Annotated in this window: 19 protein-coding genes; 15 read left to right on the top strand and 4 right to left on the bottom strand. The window is 43.8% G+C overall.

Features of this window, described 5'->3' with window-relative positions; genetic code table 11:
* The first annotated feature begins 155 nt into the window (after positions 1 to 155).
* The 3 genes from cls (C6344_RS12785) (at position 156) to C6344_RS12775 (ending at position 4,754) form a co-directional block, all read left to right on the top strand.
* On the top strand, positions 156 to 1,658 hold the full coding sequence (gene cls, locus C6344_RS12785) for a cardiolipin synthase (protein WP_223254328.1): 1,503 nt from the start codon (positions 156 to 158) through the stop codon (positions 1,656 to 1,658).
* A gap of 105 nt (positions 1,659 to 1,763) precedes the next feature.
* Positions 1,764 to 3,479 carry an ABC transporter ATP-binding protein gene (locus C6344_RS12780; protein WP_060597738.1) on the top strand — a complete coding sequence of 572 codons (1,716 nt, stop codon included), beginning with the start codon at positions 1,764 to 1,766 and terminating at the stop codon, positions 3,477 to 3,479.
* 276 nt (positions 3,480 to 3,755) lie between these two features.
* Complete coding sequence (locus C6344_RS12775) at positions 3,756 to 4,754, top strand: S66 family peptidase (RefSeq protein WP_060597503.1); 999 nt, start codon at positions 3,756 to 3,758, stop codon at positions 4,752 to 4,754.
* 29 nt (positions 4,755 to 4,783) lie between these two features.
* Here the strand turns inward: C6344_RS12775 and C6344_RS12770 are convergent, their stop codons facing one another.
* From C6344_RS12770 to cls (C6344_RS12760), 3 genes are all read right to left on the bottom strand, one after another.
* Complete coding sequence (locus C6344_RS12770) at positions 4,784 to 5,038, bottom strand: general stress protein (RefSeq protein ID WP_095285673.1); 255 nt, start codon at positions 5,036 to 5,038, stop codon at positions 4,784 to 4,786.
* 73 nt (positions 5,039 to 5,111) lie between these two features.
* Positions 5,112 to 6,074, bottom strand: a complete 963-nt coding sequence (gene uvsE / locus C6344_RS12765; protein ID WP_106048092.1) for a UV DNA damage repair endonuclease UvsE — start codon at positions 6,072 to 6,074, stop codon at positions 5,112 to 5,114.
* Positions 6,075 to 6,086: 12 nt separating this feature from the next.
* Entirely contained in the window at positions 6,087 to 7,283 is a 1,197-nt protein-coding gene (cls, locus tag C6344_RS12760; RefSeq protein WP_106072976.1) for a cardiolipin synthase, read from the bottom strand.
* Between the two features lie 143 nt (positions 7,284 to 7,426).
* On the opposite strand from cls (C6344_RS12760), the gene C6344_RS12755 reads away from it, so the two are divergent.
* The 8 genes from C6344_RS12755 (at position 7,427) to pyrG (ending at position 16,951) form a co-directional block, all read left to right on the top strand.
* Positions 7,427 to 9,538 (top strand): (Fe-S)-binding protein, encoded by a 2,112-nt coding sequence (locus C6344_RS12755; protein ID WP_106072975.1) that lies wholly within the window; start codon positions 7,427 to 7,429, stop codon positions 9,536 to 9,538.
* A 102-nt stretch (positions 9,539 to 9,640) separates the two neighbouring features.
* Entirely contained in the window at positions 9,641 to 10,816 is a 1,176-nt protein-coding gene (locus C6344_RS12750) for an acetyl-CoA C-acetyltransferase (protein ID WP_106072974.1), read from the top strand.
* A 19-nt stretch (positions 10,817 to 10,835) separates the two neighbouring features.
* On the top strand, positions 10,836 to 11,699 hold the full coding sequence (locus C6344_RS12745; RefSeq protein WP_106036441.1) for a 3-hydroxybutyryl-CoA dehydrogenase: 864 nt from the start codon (positions 10,836 to 10,838) through the stop codon (positions 11,697 to 11,699).
* An 11-nt stretch (positions 11,700 to 11,710) separates the two neighbouring features.
* The gene (locus tag C6344_RS12740; protein ID WP_060597496.1) at positions 11,711 to 12,823 is read left to right on the top strand and encodes an acyl-CoA dehydrogenase family protein; all 1,113 of its coding nucleotides are present in this window, start codon (positions 11,711 to 11,713) and stop codon (positions 12,821 to 12,823) included.
* Between the two features lie 16 nt (positions 12,824 to 12,839).
* A complete protein-coding gene (locus tag C6344_RS12735; protein ID WP_034660310.1) occupies positions 12,840 to 13,982 on the top strand; it encodes an acyl-CoA dehydrogenase in 1,143 nt (380 codons plus the stop codon).
* A gap of 145 nt (positions 13,983 to 14,127) precedes the next feature.
* Positions 14,128 to 14,325 (top strand): hypothetical protein, encoded by a 198-nt coding sequence (locus C6344_RS12730; protein WP_034660309.1) that lies wholly within the window; start codon positions 14,128 to 14,130, stop codon positions 14,323 to 14,325.
* A 237-nt stretch (positions 14,326 to 14,562) separates the two neighbouring features.
* A complete protein-coding gene (gene rpoE / locus C6344_RS12725; RefSeq protein WP_034660308.1) occupies positions 14,563 to 15,105 on the top strand; it encodes a DNA-directed RNA polymerase subunit delta in 543 nt (180 codons plus the stop codon).
* 238 nt (positions 15,106 to 15,343) lie between these two features.
* On the top strand, positions 15,344 to 16,951 hold the full coding sequence (pyrG, locus tag C6344_RS12720; RefSeq protein ID WP_003215143.1) for a glutamine hydrolyzing CTP synthase: 1,608 nt from the start codon (positions 15,344 to 15,346) through the stop codon (positions 16,949 to 16,951).
* A gap of 40 nt (positions 16,952 to 16,991) precedes the next feature.
* On the opposite strand, the gene C6344_RS12715 is transcribed toward pyrG, so the two are convergent.
* Positions 16,992 to 17,522 (bottom strand): DUF2529 domain-containing protein, encoded by a 531-nt coding sequence (locus C6344_RS12715; protein ID WP_106038971.1) that lies wholly within the window; start codon positions 17,520 to 17,522, stop codon positions 16,992 to 16,994.
* Positions 17,523 to 17,702: 180 nt separating this feature from the next.
* Here C6344_RS12715 and C6344_RS12710 point away from each other — a divergent pair, with 180 nt between their 5' ends.
* The 4 genes from C6344_RS12710 (at position 17,703) to C6344_RS12695 (ending at position 21,401) form a co-directional block, all read left to right on the top strand.
* Positions 17,703 to 18,077, top strand: a complete 375-nt coding sequence (locus C6344_RS12710) for a response regulator (RefSeq protein ID WP_003214681.1) — start codon at positions 17,703 to 17,705, stop codon at positions 18,075 to 18,077.
* Between the two features lie 178 nt (positions 18,078 to 18,255).
* Positions 18,256 to 19,113, top strand: coding sequence for a class II fructose-bisphosphate aldolase (locus C6344_RS12705; RefSeq protein WP_034660304.1), 858 nt, complete (start codon positions 18,256 to 18,258; stop codon positions 19,111 to 19,113).
* Positions 19,114 to 19,225: 112 nt separating this feature from the next.
* Positions 19,226 to 19,864, top strand: a complete 639-nt coding sequence (gene fsa / locus C6344_RS12700) for a fructose-6-phosphate aldolase (RefSeq protein ID WP_034660303.1) — start codon at positions 19,226 to 19,228, stop codon at positions 19,862 to 19,864.
* 247 nt (positions 19,865 to 20,111) lie between these two features.
* Positions 20,112 to 21,401 carry a UDP-N-acetylglucosamine 1-carboxyvinyltransferase gene (locus C6344_RS12695; RefSeq protein WP_034660302.1) on the top strand — a complete coding sequence of 430 codons (1,290 nt, stop codon included), beginning with the start codon at positions 20,112 to 20,114 and terminating at the stop codon, positions 21,399 to 21,401.
* Positions 21,402 to 21,415: the final 14 nt, after the last annotated feature.

Genomic DNA, 21,415 nt, shown 5'->3' with positions numbered 1-21,415 from the left:
ACAAATCTTCCTTTCCATCACATATTTCTCCATTATATCGGATCAAATGGTCCAAGTCTGTAAAAGCTAGGAGAAAGGCATAGGCCGTGCGTTTCATACAAGCTGTGCAAAGGGTATGGAAGAGAAAAAGACAGAAACGAATGAGGGCGGAGAATGTGAAAAAGAGGAGACTGGAATTTTTATTTTTATATTTTATGATATTCGGGGCATATGTGGTGTATTGGTGGCCGGTGCCAGCGTGGAGCATTCAGCTGTACGCGGCAGTTTATATCGCCATTATTTTATTTAGTATCATCTCACTCATGCTAGAGAACCGTACATCACAGCACACGTTGTTATGGATGTATGTGCTGATCTTTTTCCCGATCATTGGCTATATGTTTTATTTGTTCTCAGGACAGCTCTATGTGAAAGGTCATTTATTCAAATCAAAGAGAATGTACAACCGTGAAAAGTTACGCAGAATATCTGAGCTTGAGAGCAAGCCGGATGAATCGCGTCTAACCGAAAATCAGCGAACTTTTTTTCATTACACAGAAAAAGCAACAGGCATGCATGTGAACACAAATAGTGATATGGACATTTTAAAGAATGGGGAGGAGACTTTTCCCCGTATTTTTGAAGAATTAAAAAAGGCAAAATCGTTCATCCATATAGAATACTACATGTTCAAATCAGATTTCCTCGGGCACCGGATGATGGAGATTCTGATAGAAAAAGTGAAAGAAGGGGTAGAGGTTCGCTTCATCTATGATGCGGCTGGCAGCATTCGCTTCTCCCGAAAAGATATTAAACGCTTGAAGCAGGAAGGAGTAAAAGTCGCTCCTTTTCTGCCTTTAAAATATGGTTTTTTTAATCAAAAATTCAATTTCCGAAATCACCGCAAAATCGTGATAATTGATGGGAAGACAGGGTTTGTCGGTGGGTTAAATGTCGGAAAAGAATATGTCGGACGTGATGAAAATATCGGTTTTTGGCGTGATACGCATACCATGTTAAAGGGTGAGGCTGTTCAAACCCTTCACTCTGTTTTTATGCTCGACTGGGAGTATGTATCAGATGAAGTATTAATTGAGGATCCGAAGTATCATACGCCGCACTCTGTGACGGGAGAGGATGTCATTCAGGTTGTACCGACTGGACCCGATATGAAAGAAAGTATGAGTGATTTATATGATGCACTCATCTCAAATGCGAAACAATTTGTCTGGATTGCAACACCTTATTTTGTCCCAAATGAATCCCTTCGTACAGCATTAAAAATTGCTGCTACAAGAGGGGTGGATGTCCGGGTGATGGTTCCGGAGATCAATGACGGCTTTCTCACACAATACGCCACACGATCCTATTTTTCTGAGCTTCTAAAAGAAGGTATCAAGGTGTATCACTATCAAAAGGGCTTCATGCATCAAAAAGTGATGATCGCAGATGGAGAACTTGCCTCTGTCGGCACCGCAAATGTGGATATGAGAAGCTTTCAGCTCAATTTTGAGGTCAATGTCTTTACAGCCGCGAAAAAGCCAATTGAGCAACTGATGGCCCACTATGAGGAAGATATGAAAGAATGTGAGCAAATGGGACCTGTTCATTTTTATAAAAGAGGGTTAAAAGAGCGATTGAAGGAATCATTTGCCCGGTTGTTTTCTGGCGTGTTATGAGGATTTCAAGTCAAAGAAATCATTTCCTGATCTAGTATTTTAAAGAGGATTCCTCTATAATTGAAAATGATTATCAATTATAGAGGAAATGAGGTTCTTTTACATATGCTAAAACGCTTTTTCGCCTATTACAGGCCCTATCGAGGTCTGTTCTTTTTAGATTTCTTTTGCGCTGTCGCCGTTGGATTGATGGAACTGGGTTTCCCGCTTATCGTGAACTACTTCATTGATACATTATTGCCAACAGGGAACTGGGCGGTCATTGGCTGGACCGCACTTGCGCTGTTTGTCATTTATGCACTCAGCTCGGTTATGCAATTTATTGTGTCGTACTGGGGGCATATGCTTGGAATTAATATTGAAACAGATATGAGGAAGAAGCTGTTTGATCACTTTCAGCGCCTATCCTTTAAATTCTTTGATAACAACAAAACGGGTAAGCTCATGTCACGGATGACAAACGACCTCATGTACATTGGAGAAGTGGCGCATCACGGTCCTGAAGATTTGTTTATAGCGATTATGACAATTCTTGGTGCCTTTGCTGTCATGCTGATGATTAACTGGCAGCTGGCTATTTTAACCTTCCTGATCATGCCTGTCATCATCTGGCTTGCCCTTCATTTTAATAAGAAAATGACGCATGCGATTACACAGCTGAACAATGACATTGGAGACTTTCATGCAAGGGTTGAAAACAATATCGGCGGCATTCGTCTTGTTCAAGCCTTTGCCAATGAACATTTTGAGAAAAAACGTTTTGCTGAAAACAACAACCGGTTTCGGAAGGCGAAGCTTCTTTCTTATAAAATTATGTCGGTCAATGGATCGATCAGTTACATTCTCACACGTCTTGTGACACTGTTTGTCCTTCTCGCAGGTACATGGTTTGTCCTGCAAGGTCAATTAACGGCAGGTGGCTTTATCGCGTTTGTTCTGATCACAAATGTTTTATTTAGACCGATTGATAAAATCAACACGGTCATTGAAATGTATCCGAAAGGCATTGCGGGCTTTAAAAGCTATGTCGATTTGCTAGAAACAGAGCCGGATGTGAAGGATACAGAGGGAGCACGTGATGTATACGGACTGAAAGGTGAAATTGAATATCGAAACGTGACATTTGGCTACGATGAGCACAGCCATGTGCTAAAGGATATCGATTTAAAGATCAAACAAGGAGAAACGGTTGCGTTTGTCGGGCCTTCAGGAGCGGGGAAATCAACCATTTGCAGTCTGCTGCCTCGTTTTTATGATGTGGATGAAGGGGACATCACGATTGATGGTGTAAGCACAAAGTCGATGACATTGTCTTCTTTAAGGCAGCAGATCGGTATTGTGCAGCAGGATGTCTTTTTATTCTCGGGCACCATTCGTGAAAACATTGCGTACGGCAACCTAGAAGCCAGTGATGCAGAGATTTGGGAGGCTGTAAGAAGTGCGCATTTAGAGGAACTCGTTCAGCGTTTCCCAGAAGGGTTAAATACCGTGATAGGTGAGCGCGGCGTCAAACTGTCAGGCGGTCAAAAGCAGCGTCTGTCGATTGCGCGGATGTTCCTGAAAAACCCGTCCATTCTCATTCTAGATGAAGCCACATCAGCACTTGATACAGAAACAGAAAAAGCCATACAGGATGCACTGAGCGAACTAGCTGTCGGACGGACAACACTCGTCATAGCCCACCGCCTTGCGACAATTAAACACGCCGACCGTATCATCGTCGTGACAGAGGAAGGCATTCAAGAACAAGGCCGCCACCAAGACTTAATCCAAATGGGCGGCGTATACAGCAGACTGCACGAAGCGCAGTTTGGTCATTAAGAAGAAAGAGAAAGCCCTTTTGATAAAGGGCTTTCAGCGTGTAGATAAACCCTCGCATTCGTTGTCAGTCCTGCGCTCTGGTGCTCACGAATGTTCAATTCGCTCCGCTCCAGTGCTCGTCCTTCCTAGACTGCAAAGGTTTTCTATCACGCTGAAAAAAGATAAAGGACTAAAATAAAGATCATTATAGCCCTTTGTCAAAAATCTGAAAGCCCTTTTGATAAGGGGCTTTTTTTGTTAGGATAGAAAAAACTCGTGTAGGAAGGATCTGATGGAATGAAGGGGCTTCGGCGATTACAAAAGGGAGATAAGATCGGTATTTTTTCACCTTCAAGTCCTGCATCAGCGACCTCGCCTCTTAGGTATCAGCGGGCGAAGAAGTGGCTTGAGCAAAAAGGATTCATTGTGGTACCAGGATCATTAACAGGGAAAGAGGATCACTACCGTTCAGGTACAATTCAAGAACGAGCCGATGAGCTGAATGAGCTAATGGCTAGAGAGGACTTGGCGTGCGTTATGTCAATGATTGGCGGGACAAATTCAAATAGTTTGCTGCCTTATCTTGATTTTGAGCTGCTGAATCAACATCCGAAAATCATGATCGGTTATTCAGATGCGACAGCGATTCTTTTAGCAGCCTACGAAAAAACGGGACTGCCTGTATTCTACGGACCGGCGCTTGTCCCATCTTTTGGAGAGTTTGAACCGTTCGTCGCTTATACATATCAGTCGTTCGAAGACATCCTGATGCAGCCTCAAACCATTCCTTATCAGGTCAAAAAACCACCTTTTTGGACGGATGAACGAATCAATTGGGAAGAAAAGACGCGTGATAAAAAGCAGCGTCCAAACGATTGGCTGTGCGTCATAGAGGGACAGGCAGAAGGTAGATTGATTGGCGGGAATCTGAATGCCATGTACGGTATATGGGGAAGTGAGTTCATGCCAGCCATTCAAAACGGAGACGTCCTCCTTATTGAAGATTGCATGAAAACCGCTTCGGTTGTAGAAAAAAACTTCTCTTTATTGAAAGTAAATGGAGTGTTTGAGCGGGTATCAGGTATTCTTTTGGGAAAACATGAGCTGTTTGATGATGAGGGAACGGGAAAAGAACCTTACGAGATTTTACTTGAGGTGCTTGGAGAGACAAAGAGACCGCTCATCGCAGATTTTGACTGTGCCCATACACACCCGATGCTTACGATGCCAATCGGGGCACAAGTGAAAATGGATGCAGCTTCAAAACAAGTTTGGTTGGCAAAAGAGTGGATATAACAAAAGAGCGGCCTGAGGGCTGCTCTTTTTTATGAAACCTGCTCTTTTTCAAATGGCTGCAAGAGATCTTGCGCTTTTTTTCCCTCTACGACAATTAAGTAATCAGACTCTAAATGAGTGAGCCTGAAGGTTTCAAGCTCTACGATGTTCTTGATGTTGCACATTGTTTTTTTAGAATACACATATAGACGATGTTGAGCCTGGTGGCATTTTTGATAAAGAGAAATAAGCTTATGTAAATTCAATGCTTTCGCAGCGATTTGGATTGAATAGATTTGAGACATCTTCATATCCTCCTGTTAATTACTTTCTCACAATAGCTTTGTTACCCCTGTTTGCACAGGGATAAACCGTTCTCTATGATTTCCACTCAAAGGTTCCTCCGCCCGTTCGCTTATTGCCTCTTATCGCAGACAGCTCTTCGACAAGTCGGAGCAGTGCCTGATCCTTTAACTTCGCCTCAATCATAAAATCTACATCACGCCCATACGGTTTTAATGCATGAAAAAGCGGTAAGACAAAGGACATATCTACACCATCTGCATGACTGCGTATGGCTTTTTCTGATTTAGGTGAGGATAAATGGATTTTAGGCGGAATGCCAGTGCTCGTCCAAGTGTCGAACATTCTTGGCAGAATGTCTTCAAGCGCGGCATCGTCATCTTTATTGGCCACGTGATGATGGTAATCAAAAACAAATGGAATACCTTGCTTTTCACATACACCAAGGGTTTCTAACGACGTATACGTTTTGTCATCATTCTCAAGCGTCATTCTCGCCTTGATATGCGCCGGAAGCTTTTTGATATTGTCATCAAAACGTTGAAGCGCCGATTCTTTATCACCGTACGCACCGCCCACATGAATGTTCATATAGCCTTCCTTTTCGAGCTTCATCGCCTCAAGCATTTGATAATGGTACGTCATATCGATCACGGCATTTTCTGTGATTGAAGGCTTTGGGCTAGTAAACAAGGTAAATTGATTAGGGTGAAAGCTCACACGTAATCCGTGCCGTTTCACCAACTCGCCAATTTCATGAAACTCCTTTTGAAAAGGTGTCACAAAGTCCCAGCGCACATCGGGATGGGTCGCGAGCGGGACGATCGAACTTGAAAAACGGTAAAGCGGGATATCATGGGCAATGGCGAAATAGAGCGTTCTTAATGTATTCACGAGATTGGCTTTCGTTGTTCGCAATAAAGCCTCTTCTCTCTCTTCCTTTGAGAGCTTACTGTATCTTGCAAAGGTCAGCGACTTGGCAGGAGAAGCTTCCCACAAGGTGACGGCATTGGATACATAACCAAATCGATAACGCATAGGTCATCTCCTTTATAAAAAGTACGAGAACATGGCGCCAACCCATTCCAGCGGACGTGACAAAAGCGGACGCTGGGTCATTTTCTCCTCTGTCATAAGCTCAGACACTTCCATGTGCTCCCGAATTTTTTCCTCTACGTGTGCAGTAAAGTCGGCATCATCAATGGCGACGTCTACTTCCTCATTTAGAAACAAGCTGCGTTTATCAAAATTTGCCGTGCTAATCATACAGCGTCTCTGGTCAATTAGAATGGCTTTCGCATGATAAAATCCTTTATAAAAACGATACACAAGGCAGCCAGAGGCAATGAGGTCTTTCAAATAATGAAATCCAACCTCTTTGACAAGTGGATGATCCGCTTTCATTGGGATGATGATTTCAACCGTGACACCTCGCTCTCGTGCATCAAGCAGTGCACTCAGAAGAGGGGCAGATGGAATAAAGTAAGGCGTACAGATGATGATCTGCTTTCTCGCCTGCTGAATATCTTTGAGAAACAAAGCTTCTAAAGAAAAACCAGCAGTCGCGCGTGTTGTGCATTGTAGTGTTCCCGGTTCCAAAGCAGGAAAAACCTCATATTGCAGCTGATGAATGCCAGATGACCGGTATAAATCATTCAAAAACACATGCTGGAGATCTGCGACAACTTGCCCTGTCATGCGCAAATGATAATCTTTCCAAATGCCAAACTGGCCATTTTTTCCAACATATTCATCGCCAATATTAAACCCGCCAATATAGCCAATCTTTCCATCAATCACCGTAATTTTACGATGATTTCTCATGTTTAACCGATAAATCAAAAAAGGGAAACGAGGCTTATTTAAAAAGTAAAATTGGATGCCGCTTTTTTCTAGCATATCAATGGACTTTTGATCAAACGGATAGGACCCTAGTCGATCGGTCAGCAAAAAGACTGAAACCCCTTGTTCCGCTTTGGCTTTCAGTGCTTGTAAGACCCTTTGGCCAATCTTGTCGTTCTTTACAATAAAGAACATCATATGAATAGAAGAAGAGGCCTGTTGAATATCCGCGAGCAGCTGATCAAAAAATGGTTCGCCATCATGATAAAAAGCTGCATCACCGCTTGTTTTGTCAAAAGACCGTTCAAAAGCGCGGGTAGAAAAATATTTCTTTCCCATATAAAGGTCTACCATCACGAGAAAAACGATGGCAATGAGTACGAGTAGGATGATCAATGCGATCATGAAGCTTCCTCCTTTTTTGCATATTTCAATAGTGTACCCAAACGTGTAAAAAATATTGACTGAATGCTCATTCATTATTTATGATAGAGGTACAACATAGAAACGGAACAAAGTGGTTTTTGGGGAATGAAAGGGGGAGCAAGATGAATAGCCTTTTAATAATGAACTTGATCGCATTTGCGGCGGTGACCGCTTACGCTGTGTATTTGTTTATTTATCTCATTCGAACACGAGCGGCGTATATTCGTCTTGGTAAAAAAGAAGAATTTCAACAAGACATGAAGAAACGCTTAGAGCGTGTTTGGGTCAATGTGTTTGGGCAAAAGAAGCTGTTAAAGGACAAGAAGAGCGGCATCATTCATGTGCTGTTTTTCTACGGATTTATCCTTGTACAGTTCGGAGCCCTTGATTTTATTATGAAGGGACTCGTTCCGGGCAGCGGACTCCCTTTAGGTCCGCTTTACGGTGTCTTTACCTTTTTCCAAGAGGTGGTCACACTTCTCATTTTAGTAGCCGTTGTTTGGGCATTCCATAGAAGGTATGTGGAGAAGCTTGTCCGTTTAAAACGAGGCTTTAAATCAGGTCTAGTGCTTTTATTTATTGGCGGCTTGATGCTGACAGTCTTACTGGGGAACGGGATGAACATCATTTGGCATGGACACTCTCTATCACCAACTGAGCCAATCGCCTCCAGTATTGCTTTCTTGCTGGGCGGAATTTCACCTCTTGCAGCAACGGTCGTTTTTTATGTCGCATGGTGGGTGCATCTCCTTATTTTGCTGACATTCTTAGTATATGTCCCGCAGTCAAAGCACGCTCACCTCATTGCAGGACCGGTGAATGTATTTGCCAGCAGATTAGACCCGCCAGGCAAGCTGCAAAAAATTGATTTTGAAGATGAGACACAAGAGACCTTCGGTGTGGGAAAAATTGAAGACTTCCGTCAGTCACAGCTGATCGACCTTTACGCCTGTGTGGAATGCGGGCGCTGCACAAATATGTGCCCAGCAACAGGAACAGGGAAGATGCTGTCTCCAATGGATTTGATTTTAAGGTTAAGAGATCATTTAACAAATAAAGGGGCCGCCATTACATCGAAGACACCATGGGTCCCGCAGCTTGCCTTCAGGCAGACAACAGGAAATCAGCTGGCGCTGCAGGCGAGAGGAGCAGGTGCAGAGGAATCGGCGGCCAGCTCAATGTATCATCCTTCTCTCATTGGTGAGGTCATTACAGAAGAAGAAATTTGGGCATGTACGACGTGCCGAAACTGTGAAGACCAATGCCCTGTCATGAATGAACACGTCGACAAGATTATTGATATGCGCAGATATCTTGTGCTGACCGAAGGGAAAATGGATGCAGATGCACAGCGTGCCATGACAAGCATTGAGCGCCAAGGGAACCCGTGGGGATTGAACCGGAAAGAAAGAGAAAATTGGCGTGAACTGAGAGAAGATGTGCATGTGCCGACAGTAAAAGAGCTGAAAAAAGCAGATCAAACCTTCGATTATTTATTCTGGGTTGGTTCAATGGGGGCATATGACAATCGAAGCCAAAAAATTGCGCTTGCCTTTGCAAAGCTCCTCAACGAAGCAGGGGTCTCCTTTGCCATCCTAGGCAATAAAGAGAAAAACTCAGGCGATACACCAAGAAGACTTGGAAACGAATTTTTATTCCAAGAGCTTGCTGCAAAAAATATTGAAGAATTCCAGAAAAACGGGGTCATAAAGATTGTGACAATTGATCCGCACGCCTACAATTTATTTAAAAATGAGTATCCAGACTTCGGACTTGAGGCAGAAGTGTACCATCATACAGAATTACTGGCAGAGCTAGTGAAAGAAGGGAAAATAACGCCTGTACATGAAGTGAACGAAGTGATTACCTTCCACGACTCTTGCTACCTAGGCAGATATAACGAGGTGTATGATCCGCCGAGAGACATTTTAAAAGCCATCCCTGGTGTGACGCTGAGAGAAATGGAGCGTCATCGTGAAACCGGTATGTGCTGCGGTGCAGGCGGGGGCTTAATGTGGATGGAAGAAGAGACAGGTACCCGGATTAACACTGCCCGAACGGAGCAGGCGTTACAGGTGCAGCCGTCCATCATCAGCTCAGGATGCCCTTATTGCCTCACCATGCTGGGAGATGGCACGAAGGCGAAGGAAGTGGAGGAGCAGGTAGGCACATTTGATGTCGCAGAACTTCTTGAAAAATCAGTGTTTGGTGAGGCTGGAAAGCAGGTTTCGTAAACAAAACAGGCCGATGAATAGGATATTCATCGGCTTATACATGGCGCTGTACATCAGCTGCTTAGATAATATGTAAGCGGTAACAAACGGGAGGGGACATACATGAGAACGACGGTCATTGTATCTGGAGCAAGAACACCATTTGGAAAACTAGGCGGTGCTTTCAGTGGGTTGACTGCCGCAGAACTAGGCGGAATAGCGATCAAAGCTGCGCTGGAAAGAGTACGGGATTCACATTTTGTGGATGAGGTCATCATGGGAAGTGTTTTGCAGGGAGGACAAGGACAGATTCCTTCAAGGCAAGCAGCAAGAAATGCTGATCTTCCATGGTCCGTTCCGACGCAAACTATCAATAAAGTCTGTGCATCAGGAATGCGCAGTGTGAGCACAGCAGATCAAATCATTCGAGCTGGAGATGCTGAGGTCATCGTAGCAGGCGGTATGGAGTCCATGTCACACGCCCCTTATTTGCTAAAAAAAGCGCGATGGGGCTACAAAATGGGAGATGGTACGGTACAAGATGCGATGATTTTAGATGGATTAACCTGTTCATTTACAGGCGTTCATATGGGTGAGTATGGGAGCATGGCTGCAAAGGAGCTTGGTATCACGCGGGAAGAGCAAGACCTTTGGGCACTAAGAAGTCATGAACGGGCCATCGAAGCGCAGAAAAACGGCTTTTTTCAACAGGAAATCACCCCAGTCACCGTCAAGACGAAAACGGGAGAGCGGCTGATCACAGAAGATGAATCCCCGCGGCGTGATACGTCATATGAACGGCTGTCAAAGCTCATGCCTGTTTTTGATCAAACGGGTACCATTACCGCTGGAAATGCACCAGGTGTCAATGATGGAGCAAGTGCGCTTCTTTTAATGAAAGACACATATGCGGAGCAGCATGACGTAAAGCCAATGGCAGTCGTGCTTGGGCATACGCAGGTAGCCGTAGAGGCAAAGGATTTTCCGAAAACACCAGCCTTTGCCATCGAGAAGATTTTACAGAAAACAGGCAAGCGTCTAGAGGATATCGATCTCTTTGAAATCAATGAAGCCTTCTCAGCTGTGGCGCTGGCATGTGAAAAAATAACCGGGCTGGACCGGCGGAAAATGAATATCAATGGTGGTGCAGTAGCGCTTGGTCATCCCATTGGTGCAAGCGGAACACGTATCATATTGACCTTGATTCATGCATTGAGACAAAGAGGCGGAGGCATTGGCATCGCGGCGATTTGCAGTGGAGGCGGTCAAGGAGATGCCATCATGATAAAGGTAGATTAAAAGGGAGGCGTTCATCGTCATGAGTACAGAAGAGACCGTCATGGTCGTTGGAGCAGGTCAAATGGGATCAGGCATTGCCCAAGTTTTTGCTCAGTCAGGCTACACAGTCCTGCTGCATGATGCATCTGAAAAGCAGATTCATCGAGCCATTTCCTCCATGACCAAACAACTGACGAAACGAGCAGAAAAAGGAAAGCTGGCCCATCAGGCAGTCCGAGATATTACGCAGCGGCTTGCCGTTTCCACAGATTTAAAGGACGTGCAGCAGACTCATTTAGTGATTGAAGCTGCATCTGAACAAATGAGTGTGAAAAAACAAATCTTTGAAACACTTGATCAATTTGCAGAGGCGAAGACGATATTTGCAACAAACACATCTTCCTTGTCAATCACAGAATTAGCAGCTGTTACGGGGAGACCGGAGCAAGTGATTGGCATGCATTTTATGAACCCGGTGCCTGTCATGAAACTGGTTGAGGTCATTCGAGCGCTGCAAACAAGTGACGACACGTATCAAATCGTTTATGAAACAGCAAAGACATTAAACAAAACCCCAATTGAAGTGGAAGACTTCCCAGGGTTTGTATCAAATCGCATATTGATGCCAATGATCAATGAAGCCATTTACACCCTTTATGAAGGCGTGGCAGATGCAGAAAGCATTGACGGGGTCATGACGCTTGGAATGAATCACCCAATGGGGCCGCTTCGTCTCGCTGATTTCATCGGACTAGATACATGTTTATTTATTATGAATACCCTTCATGAAGGACTTGGGGATAGCAAATACCGACCTTGTCCTCTTTTGAAAAAATACGTAAATGCAGGCTGGCTGGGTAAAAAGACAATGAGAGGTTTTTACACATACCACGACCACTCATAGGGGGAGTCAAGATGGATGTTTTGCTTACGGATCAACAGCGTCTCTGGAGAGAACAGGCAGCAGAATTTGCAAGACAGCGTGTATTCCCTGAAGTGGAAGCCATGGAACAAGGTCAGTTCCCAAGAACACTTTTAGCTGAAATGGGACGCCAAGGCTTTCTAGGAATTCCAATACCAGCTTCGTATCAAGGCTTAGGAGCAGATTTTACAACTTATATCATTGCGATTCATGAATTATCCAAAGTGAGTGCGACTATCGGTGTCATTGTGTCCGTTCATACATCTGTTGTGACGATGCCTATTTTGGCTTTTGGAACGAATGAGCAAAAAAAATCCTATGTTCCGCTGCTTGCATCCGGGCAGAAACTGGGGGCATTTTGCCTGACTGAACCCAAGGCTGGCTCAGATGCCTCCAGTATTCAGTTAAGAGCGGAGCGGGCAGGCGACCACTATGTGTTAAATGGTACGAAAATGTTTATTACAAGCGGCGGGGAAGCAGAACTGTATCTTGTCTTTGCAGTGACAGACCCTGCCTCTGCGAAAAAAAATATATCGGCGTTCATTGTCGAAAAAGATACACAAGGATTTACGATCGGAAAAGATGAGAAAAAGATGGGACTGCACGGGTCAAAAACTGTCACGCTTCATTTTGATGGTGTGCGGATTCCAAAGCAGCAGCTGCTCGGTGCAGAAGGAGAGGGCTTTCACATAGCCATGTCTAGTTTAAATGCGGGGAGAATCGGTATCTCGGCTCAAAGCCTTGGTATAGCAGAAGCCGCATTAGCGGAGGCAGTGACGTATTTAAAGCAGCACCCAGCAGGTCTAGAAACGACCATTCGGCTGGGTGATTTGGCGGCGAAGCTTGAAGCAGCCAAGCTGCTGGTCTATCAAGCGGCTTCTTATAAAGAGGCGAATCGTCCGGTCACAAAGGAAGCATCAATGGCAAAGCTATTTGCGTCAAAAACGGCAGTTGAGATCAGTACAGAAGTGATCCATTTGCTCGGCATGGATGGTTATACGAATCGCTATCAAACAGAACGTTACTTTCGTGATGCGAAAGTTTGTGAAATCTACGAAGGAACAAGTGAAATTCAAAGGCTGGTCATTTGTAAACAGCTAATATGAAACGAGGTGGCTCATGATGCAGTTTCAATTAAGTGATGAACATGAAATGATCCGAAAAATGGTGAGAGATTTTGCGAAAAATGAAGTAGAGCCAACAGCAGCAGAGCGGGACGAGACAGAAACGTATGATCCAGCTATTTTTCGCCAAATGGCGGAGCTCGGTTTAACGGGTATCCCTTGGCCGGAAGAGGTAGGCGGGATCGGCAGTGACTATTTAGCCTACGTCATCGCAGTTGAGGAGCTTTCAAGAGTGTGCGCCTCTACAGGCGTCACCCTCTCCGCTCACACCTCTCTCGCCTCGTGGCCCATCTATACTTTCGGAACAGATGAACAAAAGGAGACATATTTAAAGCCGCTTGCAGAAGGACAGAAGGTAGGGGCATATGCACTCACTGAGAGCGGTTCAGGTTCAGATGCCGGTGGAATGAAGACAACGGCAGTAAAGGCAGGCAGTGAATACGTCCTGAACGGTGCGAAAATCTTTATTACAAATGGCGGCATTGCGGATTATTATATTGTGTTTGCCGTGACTGACCAAGAAGCTGCATCTCGAAATACAACCGCCTTTATTGTAGAAAAAGAGACCCCCGGGTTCTCGGTTGGCAAAAAGGAAAGCAAACTGGGCATCCGCTCATCGCCAACGACTGAAATTCGATTTGAAGATTGCCGGATTCATGAAAGGAACCGGCTCGGACAAGAAGGAGAAGGATTCAAAATAGCCATGATGACGCTCGATGGAGGTAGAAACGGTATTGCTGCTCAGGCTGTTGGGATTGCACAAGGCGCTCTTGATGCGGCGGTCCATTATGCGAAGGAGCGCAAGCAATTTGGCAAACCAATCATACAGCAGCAAGGGATCGCTTTTAAGCTGGCAGATATGGCAACTGCAATTGAAGCCTCCAGGCTGCTTACTTATCAGGCAGCATGGCTTGAAACGAAAGGGTTTCCGTATGGAAAGGAATCAGCTATGTCAAAGCTCTTTGCTGGAGATACAGCCATGAAAGTAACAACAGAAGCCGTTCAAATCTTCGGCGGCTACGGTTATACAAAGGATTACCCAGTCGAACGATACATGCGAGATGCGAAAATCACTCAAATTTATGAAGGCACACAAGAAATCCAGCGCCTAGTCATCTCGCGCAAACTGCTAGATATGTAGAAACCAAGCAAAGACCACCTGACGTGAGGTGGTCTGTTTTGGTGCGATAATCAGTTCTTAAATGTGAAATCATTTCCAATATTGTCCCATGCCACCTTATCAATATGATAAAATGTGCAAAAGTATCAATATGGAGGTTATCATGATGAACACAACATTTATGGGTATTTTAGGATTAGTCACGATGATCATATGGATTATGGTCTCCACAGAGCTTTCAAAGTCTCCAAAAAAGAAGGAAGAAAAAGAAAACAGCCGCAGAAAACTATTTGTCCTCATGCCTGCGGGAATGGTATGTACGATTGCTATCGTTATCTTATTCATTCAGAGAATCCAGTTTTAAAATAGAGATGAACAAACTAAAAGACAAAAAGCATACCGTACACAAAAGCCAGACCAATTTCACGCAGATGGTGCGCCCCATGAGAAAAAATCAAAAATTAACATGATTAAAGGTGGCATAAACTCCTCTAATTTGTTTATAATGAGAGGTATGGTTTGTCGTAAAAATAAGGTATAAACACTTATTATTTCACTGATAAATGGATACATACATGTAATAGAAAGGGAGTGTCTGACCTTGAGTTTGAAAGAATACTCACAGGAGCAGCTCAAGCACATGTCTTTAGTTGAACTTGCATATGAAATTTTCAGAGACAGCAAAACACCGATTACGTTTTCCGAGTTAATAGATGAAATGGTCCGTTTACAAGGGATACAAAAATCTGATCTTGATGATCGACTTGCTCAATTTTATACAGACTTAAATATAGATGGCCGCTTTATTTCGTTAGGTGATCAGAGATGGGGACTTCGCAGCTGGTATCCAGTTGATCAAATCGAAGAAGAAGTTCAGCCAGCTGTGAAAACAAAAGCGAAAAAGAAAAAAACAAAAGCAGCTGTCGTTGAAGAAGACTTCGATGAAATTGAAGAGGAAGAAGAAATCGAAGAGCTTGAAGAAGATCTTGATCTTGTTGAAGACGACGATGATCTCGACCTAGACGATGATGAGGAAATTGACGAAGATATAGAAGACTTCGACGAAGACGATGACGACGAAGATGATGACGGCTTAACAGAAATTGACGAAGACGATTTAGACGATAATAAGGAAGAAAAATAACCCTCACAAACCGGTCCTCAAAACAGGACAAAACCGTCTTGACTTTCGAGAGCGAACTATGTAGTATGTATTTTGGGCTCTCTAAAAAGAGTACGTAAAGATACGTTCATTTACGCTCCCTTTCATTTATTTGAAAGGGAGCTTTCTTATTTTTCAAGAGATTTAGGGATACACTCTAATAAGGATGAAGCTGTGCATGTCTAGTCATGCAAGGGTAAAAAAGAGAGGAGCATACGAAATGACAAAGTATATTTTTGTAACAGGAGGAGTTGTTTCCTCACTTGGAAAAGGGATCACGGCTGCATCGTTAGGCCGCCTTCTGAAAAATAGAGGGATGGATGTCACCATTCAAAAATTCGATCCATATATCAACGTAGACCCAGGGACGATGAGTCCATATCAGCACGGTGAGGTCTTCGTCACAGATGACGGTGCTGAAACAGACCTTGACTTAGGTCACTACGAGCGCTTCATTGATATTAACTTAAATAAGTACAGCAACGTCACAACTGGTAAAATCTACTCTACTGTTCTGAAGAAAGAGCGCCGAGGCGACTATTTAGGCGGAACCGTACAGGTTATTCCCCATATTACAAATGAAATCAAAGACCGCGTGTACCGTGCCGGAAAAGAAACAGGTGCAGATGTGGTTATTACAGAAATCGGTGGAACAGTAGGAGACATCGAATCCCTTCCTTTCCTTGAAGCGATTCGTCAAATGAAGAGTGACATTGGCCGTGAAAACGTGATGTACATTCATTGTACCCTTGTTCCTTACATCCGAGCAGCTGGTGAACTGAAAACAAAACCAACACAGCATAGTGTAAAAGAACTTCGCAGCCTTGGTATCCAGCCAAACGTTATTGTGGTCAGAACTGAAATGCCAATGACCCAAGACATGAAGGACAAAATTGCGTTATTCTGTGATATCGATACAAAAGCTGTTATTGAATGTCAGGATGCAGACACGCTGTACTCTATTCCGCTTGATTTACAAAAACAAGGACTAGACAAGCTTGTTTGTGAACATATGAAACTTGACTGCCAAGATGCAGACATGACGGAGTGGACAGCGCTAGTCGATAAAGTACAAAATCTCTCAAAACAAGTCACAATTGGTCTAGTAGGAAAATATGTTGAACTGCAAGATGCATACATTTCTGTCGTTGAATCACTTCGACATGCTGGTTATGCATTTGATGCAGACGTTCAAATCAAATGGATCAATGCAGAAGAAGTGACAGCAGAAAATATGGCTGATTTCGCGCAAGATGTAGACGGCATCATCGTTCCTGGAGGCTTCGGAGACCGCGGAGTGGAAGGGAAAATCATTGCTACACAATATGCCCGTGAAAACAAAGTGCCATTCTTCGGAATCTGCTTAGGAATGCAAGTTGCGTCGATCGAATATGCGAGAAACGTACTAGGCCTTGAGGGAGCTCATTCAGCGGAAATTGATCCTGAAACAGCATTCCCAATCATTGACCTTCTTCCAGAACAGAAGGATGTAGATGATCTAGGCGGAACACTTCGTCTTGGTCTGTATCCATGTAAATTAAATGAAGACTCAAAAGCATTTGCTGCATACAATGACGAAGTGGTCTACGAACGCCACCGTCATCGCTATGAGTTTAATAATGAATTCAGACAGCAAATGGAAGCCGCAGGCTTTGTCTTCTCTGGTACAAGCCCAGACGGACGTCTTGTTGAAATTATCGAGCTGAAGGATCATCCTTGGTTCCTTGCTTCTCAGTTCCACCCAGAATTCGTCTCAAGACCGACAAGACCACAGCCATTATTTAGAGATTTCGTTGGTGCTTCACTGCAAGCATCTGAATCAAAATAAATCAAAAACTGCCGAGAATATGATCTTCTCGGCAGTTTTTTTATTCATATTCCTCAACGATTTCTTTCACAGTAAACGATAGAGCGTGGTAGACGTATAAGCATGTCATTAAAGCAGGATAACCGAACCTTGTTCCGTCATCAGCGGGCACAAGCGGTTTCTTGAGCTGAAAATCAATGTGGACATCACAATGCTCTTCAATCATGGACGGCTCCTTTTGTGCTGGACCGACACCAACAATGGGCGTACCTTGAGCGTGCAGCTCTTTTACAAGAGATTGAATATCCTCGTCTTCTGGGTCTGAATAAAATAGCAGCACCCTGTCACTTGGATGAAGCAAGCTGAGCTCCGTTTGATCAAGCGGCAGTACTTTCGCACCTGGAAAGGGCTCCTTGCTTTCAGTTGCCTCTAGGGCTACAGCAGCCAGTTCATTCTTTCCGTGAAAATAAACAGCATGTCCACTGACAACGGCTTGTGCAAGAAGGCGTGCACCATCCTCGATCGCTTCAGCCTGCTTTTCTCCAATACGTGAAAAAATACCTGATAACTGGGTCGTGAAAATTTTTAACAAGACTGATTTCCTCCTTCGGTCAGATCATTTTATAATAGAATATAAAGAGAATATTAGGAAAAATGCTCAGAAAATGTCGTAAAGTAAACTATTATAAATAAAGGAAATGTGAAAATCAAACAGAATTATTTAACAACAGCTCTTTTTATGGCGAAAAATGAAAGCAATGGGGTGTAACAGATGAATGAGAAAATTTTAATTGTCGATGATCAATACGGTATTAGAATATTATTAAATGAAGTGTTTCATAAAGAAGGCTATCAAACCTTCCAAGCAGCCAATGGACTTCAGGCGTTAGATATTGTGAAAAATCATAGACCAAACCTTGTCCTGCTTGATATGAAGATTCCCGGAATGGATGGTATTGAAATTTTAAAACGCATGAAATTAATTGATGAAGACATCCGTGTCATCATTATGACAGCCTATGGCGAATTAGACATGATCCAAGAATCAAAAGAACTCGGTGCATTGACGCACTTTGCGAAACCATTTGATATTGATGAAATCCGAGATGCTGTTAAAGAATACTTGCCGCTCGAAACAAATGGTTAGATGGAAATGATTGAATCGAGTCATTCTGTTGCCGATTTGTCGAATAATTGGTATCCTAGATAAGAAGAAGAAAGCGATCTGACTTTGAAAGTTTACATATGGCGAGAAATTCTGGTCATGCTAGGGTGGAGAGCTTTTTTTAGTAAGCAAATTAGCTACATAGGGAGGATTTTTCATCATGCCTTTAGTTTCAATGACAGAAATGTTGAAAGACGCAAAGGAAAAAGGTTACGCTGTTGGACAGTTTAACTTAAATAATTTAGAATTCACGCAAGCGATTTTACAAGCTGCTGAAGAAGAGAAATCTCCAGTTATCTTAGGAGTATCTGAAGGGGCAGGACGCTACATGGGCGGCTTCAAAACAGTTGTCGCAATGGTAAAAGCGTTAATCGAAGAATATAATGTAACAGTTCCTGTTGCGATTCATTTAGATCACGGTTCAAGCTTTGAATCTTGTGCAAAAGCAATCCATGCAGGATTTACTTCTGTCATGATCGACGCTTCTCACCACCCATTCGATGAGAACGTAGCAACAACTGCGAAAGTAGTTGAGCTTGCACATTTCCACGGTGTATCTGTAGAAGCTGAGCTTGGAACTGTTGGCGGACAAGAAGACGACGTCATCGCTGAGGGCGTTATTTATGCTGATCCAAAAGAATGCCAAGAGCTTGTAGAACGCACTGGCATTGACTGCCTTGCACCTGCACTAGGTTCAGTTCATGGTCCATACAAAGGTGAACCAAACCTTGGTTTCGCTGAAATGGAAGAAATCGGTAAAATGACAGGCCTTCCACTTGTTCTTCACGGCGGAACAGGTATCCCAACTGCTGACATCAAGCGTTCAATTTCACTTGGTACAGCAAAAATCAATGTAAACACTGAAAACCAAATTGCTTCTGCGAAAGCAGTACGCGAAACACTTGCTGCAAAAACAGAAGAGTATGATCCACGTAAATATCTTGGACCAGCTCGTGACGCAATTAAAGCGACTGTTATCGGCAAAATGCGCGAATTTGGTTCTTCTAACCAAGCATAATTTGATGAGAACCGAAAGCCGCCTGAGTCACAGGCGGTTTTCTCCATATCTTGAGAAAGCGCAATCAAAATTTACATTTCAGACAATTTATTGATAGGAGAGTGGCACGGTTATGTTATTTTTCGTAGATACAGCGAATATCGCAGACATCAAAGAGGCGCACGAGCTTGGCATTTTAGCAGGCGTCACAACAAACCCTAGTTTAGTAGCGAAAGAAAAGGACGTATCATTCCACGACCGTCTTCGCGAAATCACTGACGTCGTATCAGGTTCTGTCAGTGCAGAAGTGATTTCCCTCAAAGCAGAGGAAATGATTGAAGAAGGAAAAGAGCTTGCTGCCATCGCACCTAATATCACGGTCAAAGTACCGATGACAACAGATGGCCTTAAAGCTGTCAAAGCGTTAACAGACCTTGGTATTAAAACAAACGTCACTTTGATTTTTAGTGCAAACCAGGCATTGCTTGCAGCTAGAGCTGGTGCAACGTATGTCTCTCCATTCCTCGGCCGCTTAGATGACATTGGCCAAAATGGTCTCGATCTCATCAGCGAAGTGAAAACTATTTTTGATGTTCACGGATTAGATACACAAATCATTGCTGCATCCATTCGTCACCCGCAGCACGTGACAGAAGCTGCGCTTAGAGGTGCTCATATCGGCACAATGCCGCTGAAAGTCATCAAGCAGCTGACAAAACACCCGTTAACGGATGCAGGCATTGAGCAATTTTTAGCAGACTGGAATAAATAAGTGATTGTGGCAGGCGGGATTGTCTCCCGTTTGCCGCAGTTTTCCTTAAAAACGCTAAGAAATGTTTTGTGCAAAGAAGAGAACATCACAGCCTCGCAAAGCTTCGATTATTTTTCTTCCGACAAATTTCGTTTAACCTGTATTCTTTCTCTTGATATTGGCTAAATTTTGGACAAGACCTTTTAAAGCGCGACATCCACAAACAGTATAACTCCAACAGTGATCTTCTTTAAGAAGGGAGACAAATATGGAAAAGTTAAACATTGCCGGCGGTGACCCTTTGCGCGGGACCGTACATATTAGTGGTGCGAAAAATAGTGCAGTGGCACTGATTCCTGCCACGATTCTCGCTGATTCTCCAGTAACCATTGAGGGCCTTCCGCATATTTCAGATATTGACACATTACGAGATCTGTTAGAAGAGATTGGCGGAAAGGTTACGTTTGAAAAAGGTGAAATGATCGTCAATCCTTCTTCCATGATCAGTATGCCGCTTCCTAATGGAAAGGTGAAGAAACTGCGTGCATCCTATTATTTAATGGGAGCCATGCTTGGCAGGTTCAAGCAGGCTGTCATCGGACTGCCAGGAGGATGTCACTTAGGGCCTAGGCCGATCGATCAGCATATCAAAGGCTTTGAAGCACTTGGAGCCGAGGTGACAAACGAGCAGGGTGCGATTTATTTGCGCGCTGAAAAATTAGTCGGAGCTCGTATTTACCTTGATGTTGTCAGTGTAGGTGCGACCATCAATATCATGCTGGCAGCCGTACTGGCTGAAGGAAAAACGGTGATTGAAAATGCCGCAAAAGAACCCGAAATTATTGATGTAGCGACACTGCTTGCAAGCATGGGAGCCAAAATCAAAGGTGCGGGTACTGATGTGATTCGAATCGAAGGTGTAGAATCTCTTCATGGCTGTAAGCATTCCATCATCCCTGACCGCATAGAAGCAGGCACATTTTTAATTGCTGGTGCTGCGATGGGAGATGAAGTTGTTCTTGATAATGTGATCCCAACTCATTTAGAATCAATTACGGCGAAACTTAGAGAAATGGGGTTCACCATTGAAACGAGCAACGATCAGATGCTGATCGTTGGCAGAAACGAAGGACTCAAGCCTGTCGATATCAAAACCCTTGTGTATCCGGGCTTTCCGACTGACCTTCAGCAGCCGATGACGGCGCTCTTAACAAAGGCGAAAGGCACGAGTGTGGTCACAGATACGATCTACTCAGCCCGCTTTAAGCACATTGACGAATTGCGTCGAATGGGTGCAAACATGAAGGTCGAAGGTAGATCTGCCATTATAACTGGGCAAACGCAGCTTCAAGGAGCAAAGGTCAAAGCAAGTGACCTGCGTGCAGGTGCTTGTCTCGTCGTTGCAGGGTTAATGGCAGACGGTGTGACCGAAATCACAGGGCTTGAACATATAGACAGAGGATATAGTTTGCTTGAGAAGAAGCTTGAAGGCTTGGGTGCAACCATCTGGCGTGAAAAGCTGAATGACCAAGAAATAGAAGAACTTCAAAATTCGTAAGGCTTTGACTGTGA

It is taken from the genome of Bacillus sp. GBSW19 (assembly GCF_002998655.1).
GTDB lineage: Bacteria > Bacillota > Bacilli > Bacillales > Bacillaceae > Bacillus.
The sequence above is the reverse complement of the archived record's forward strand: the minus strand, read 5'-3'. Positions and strand labels throughout refer to the sequence as shown.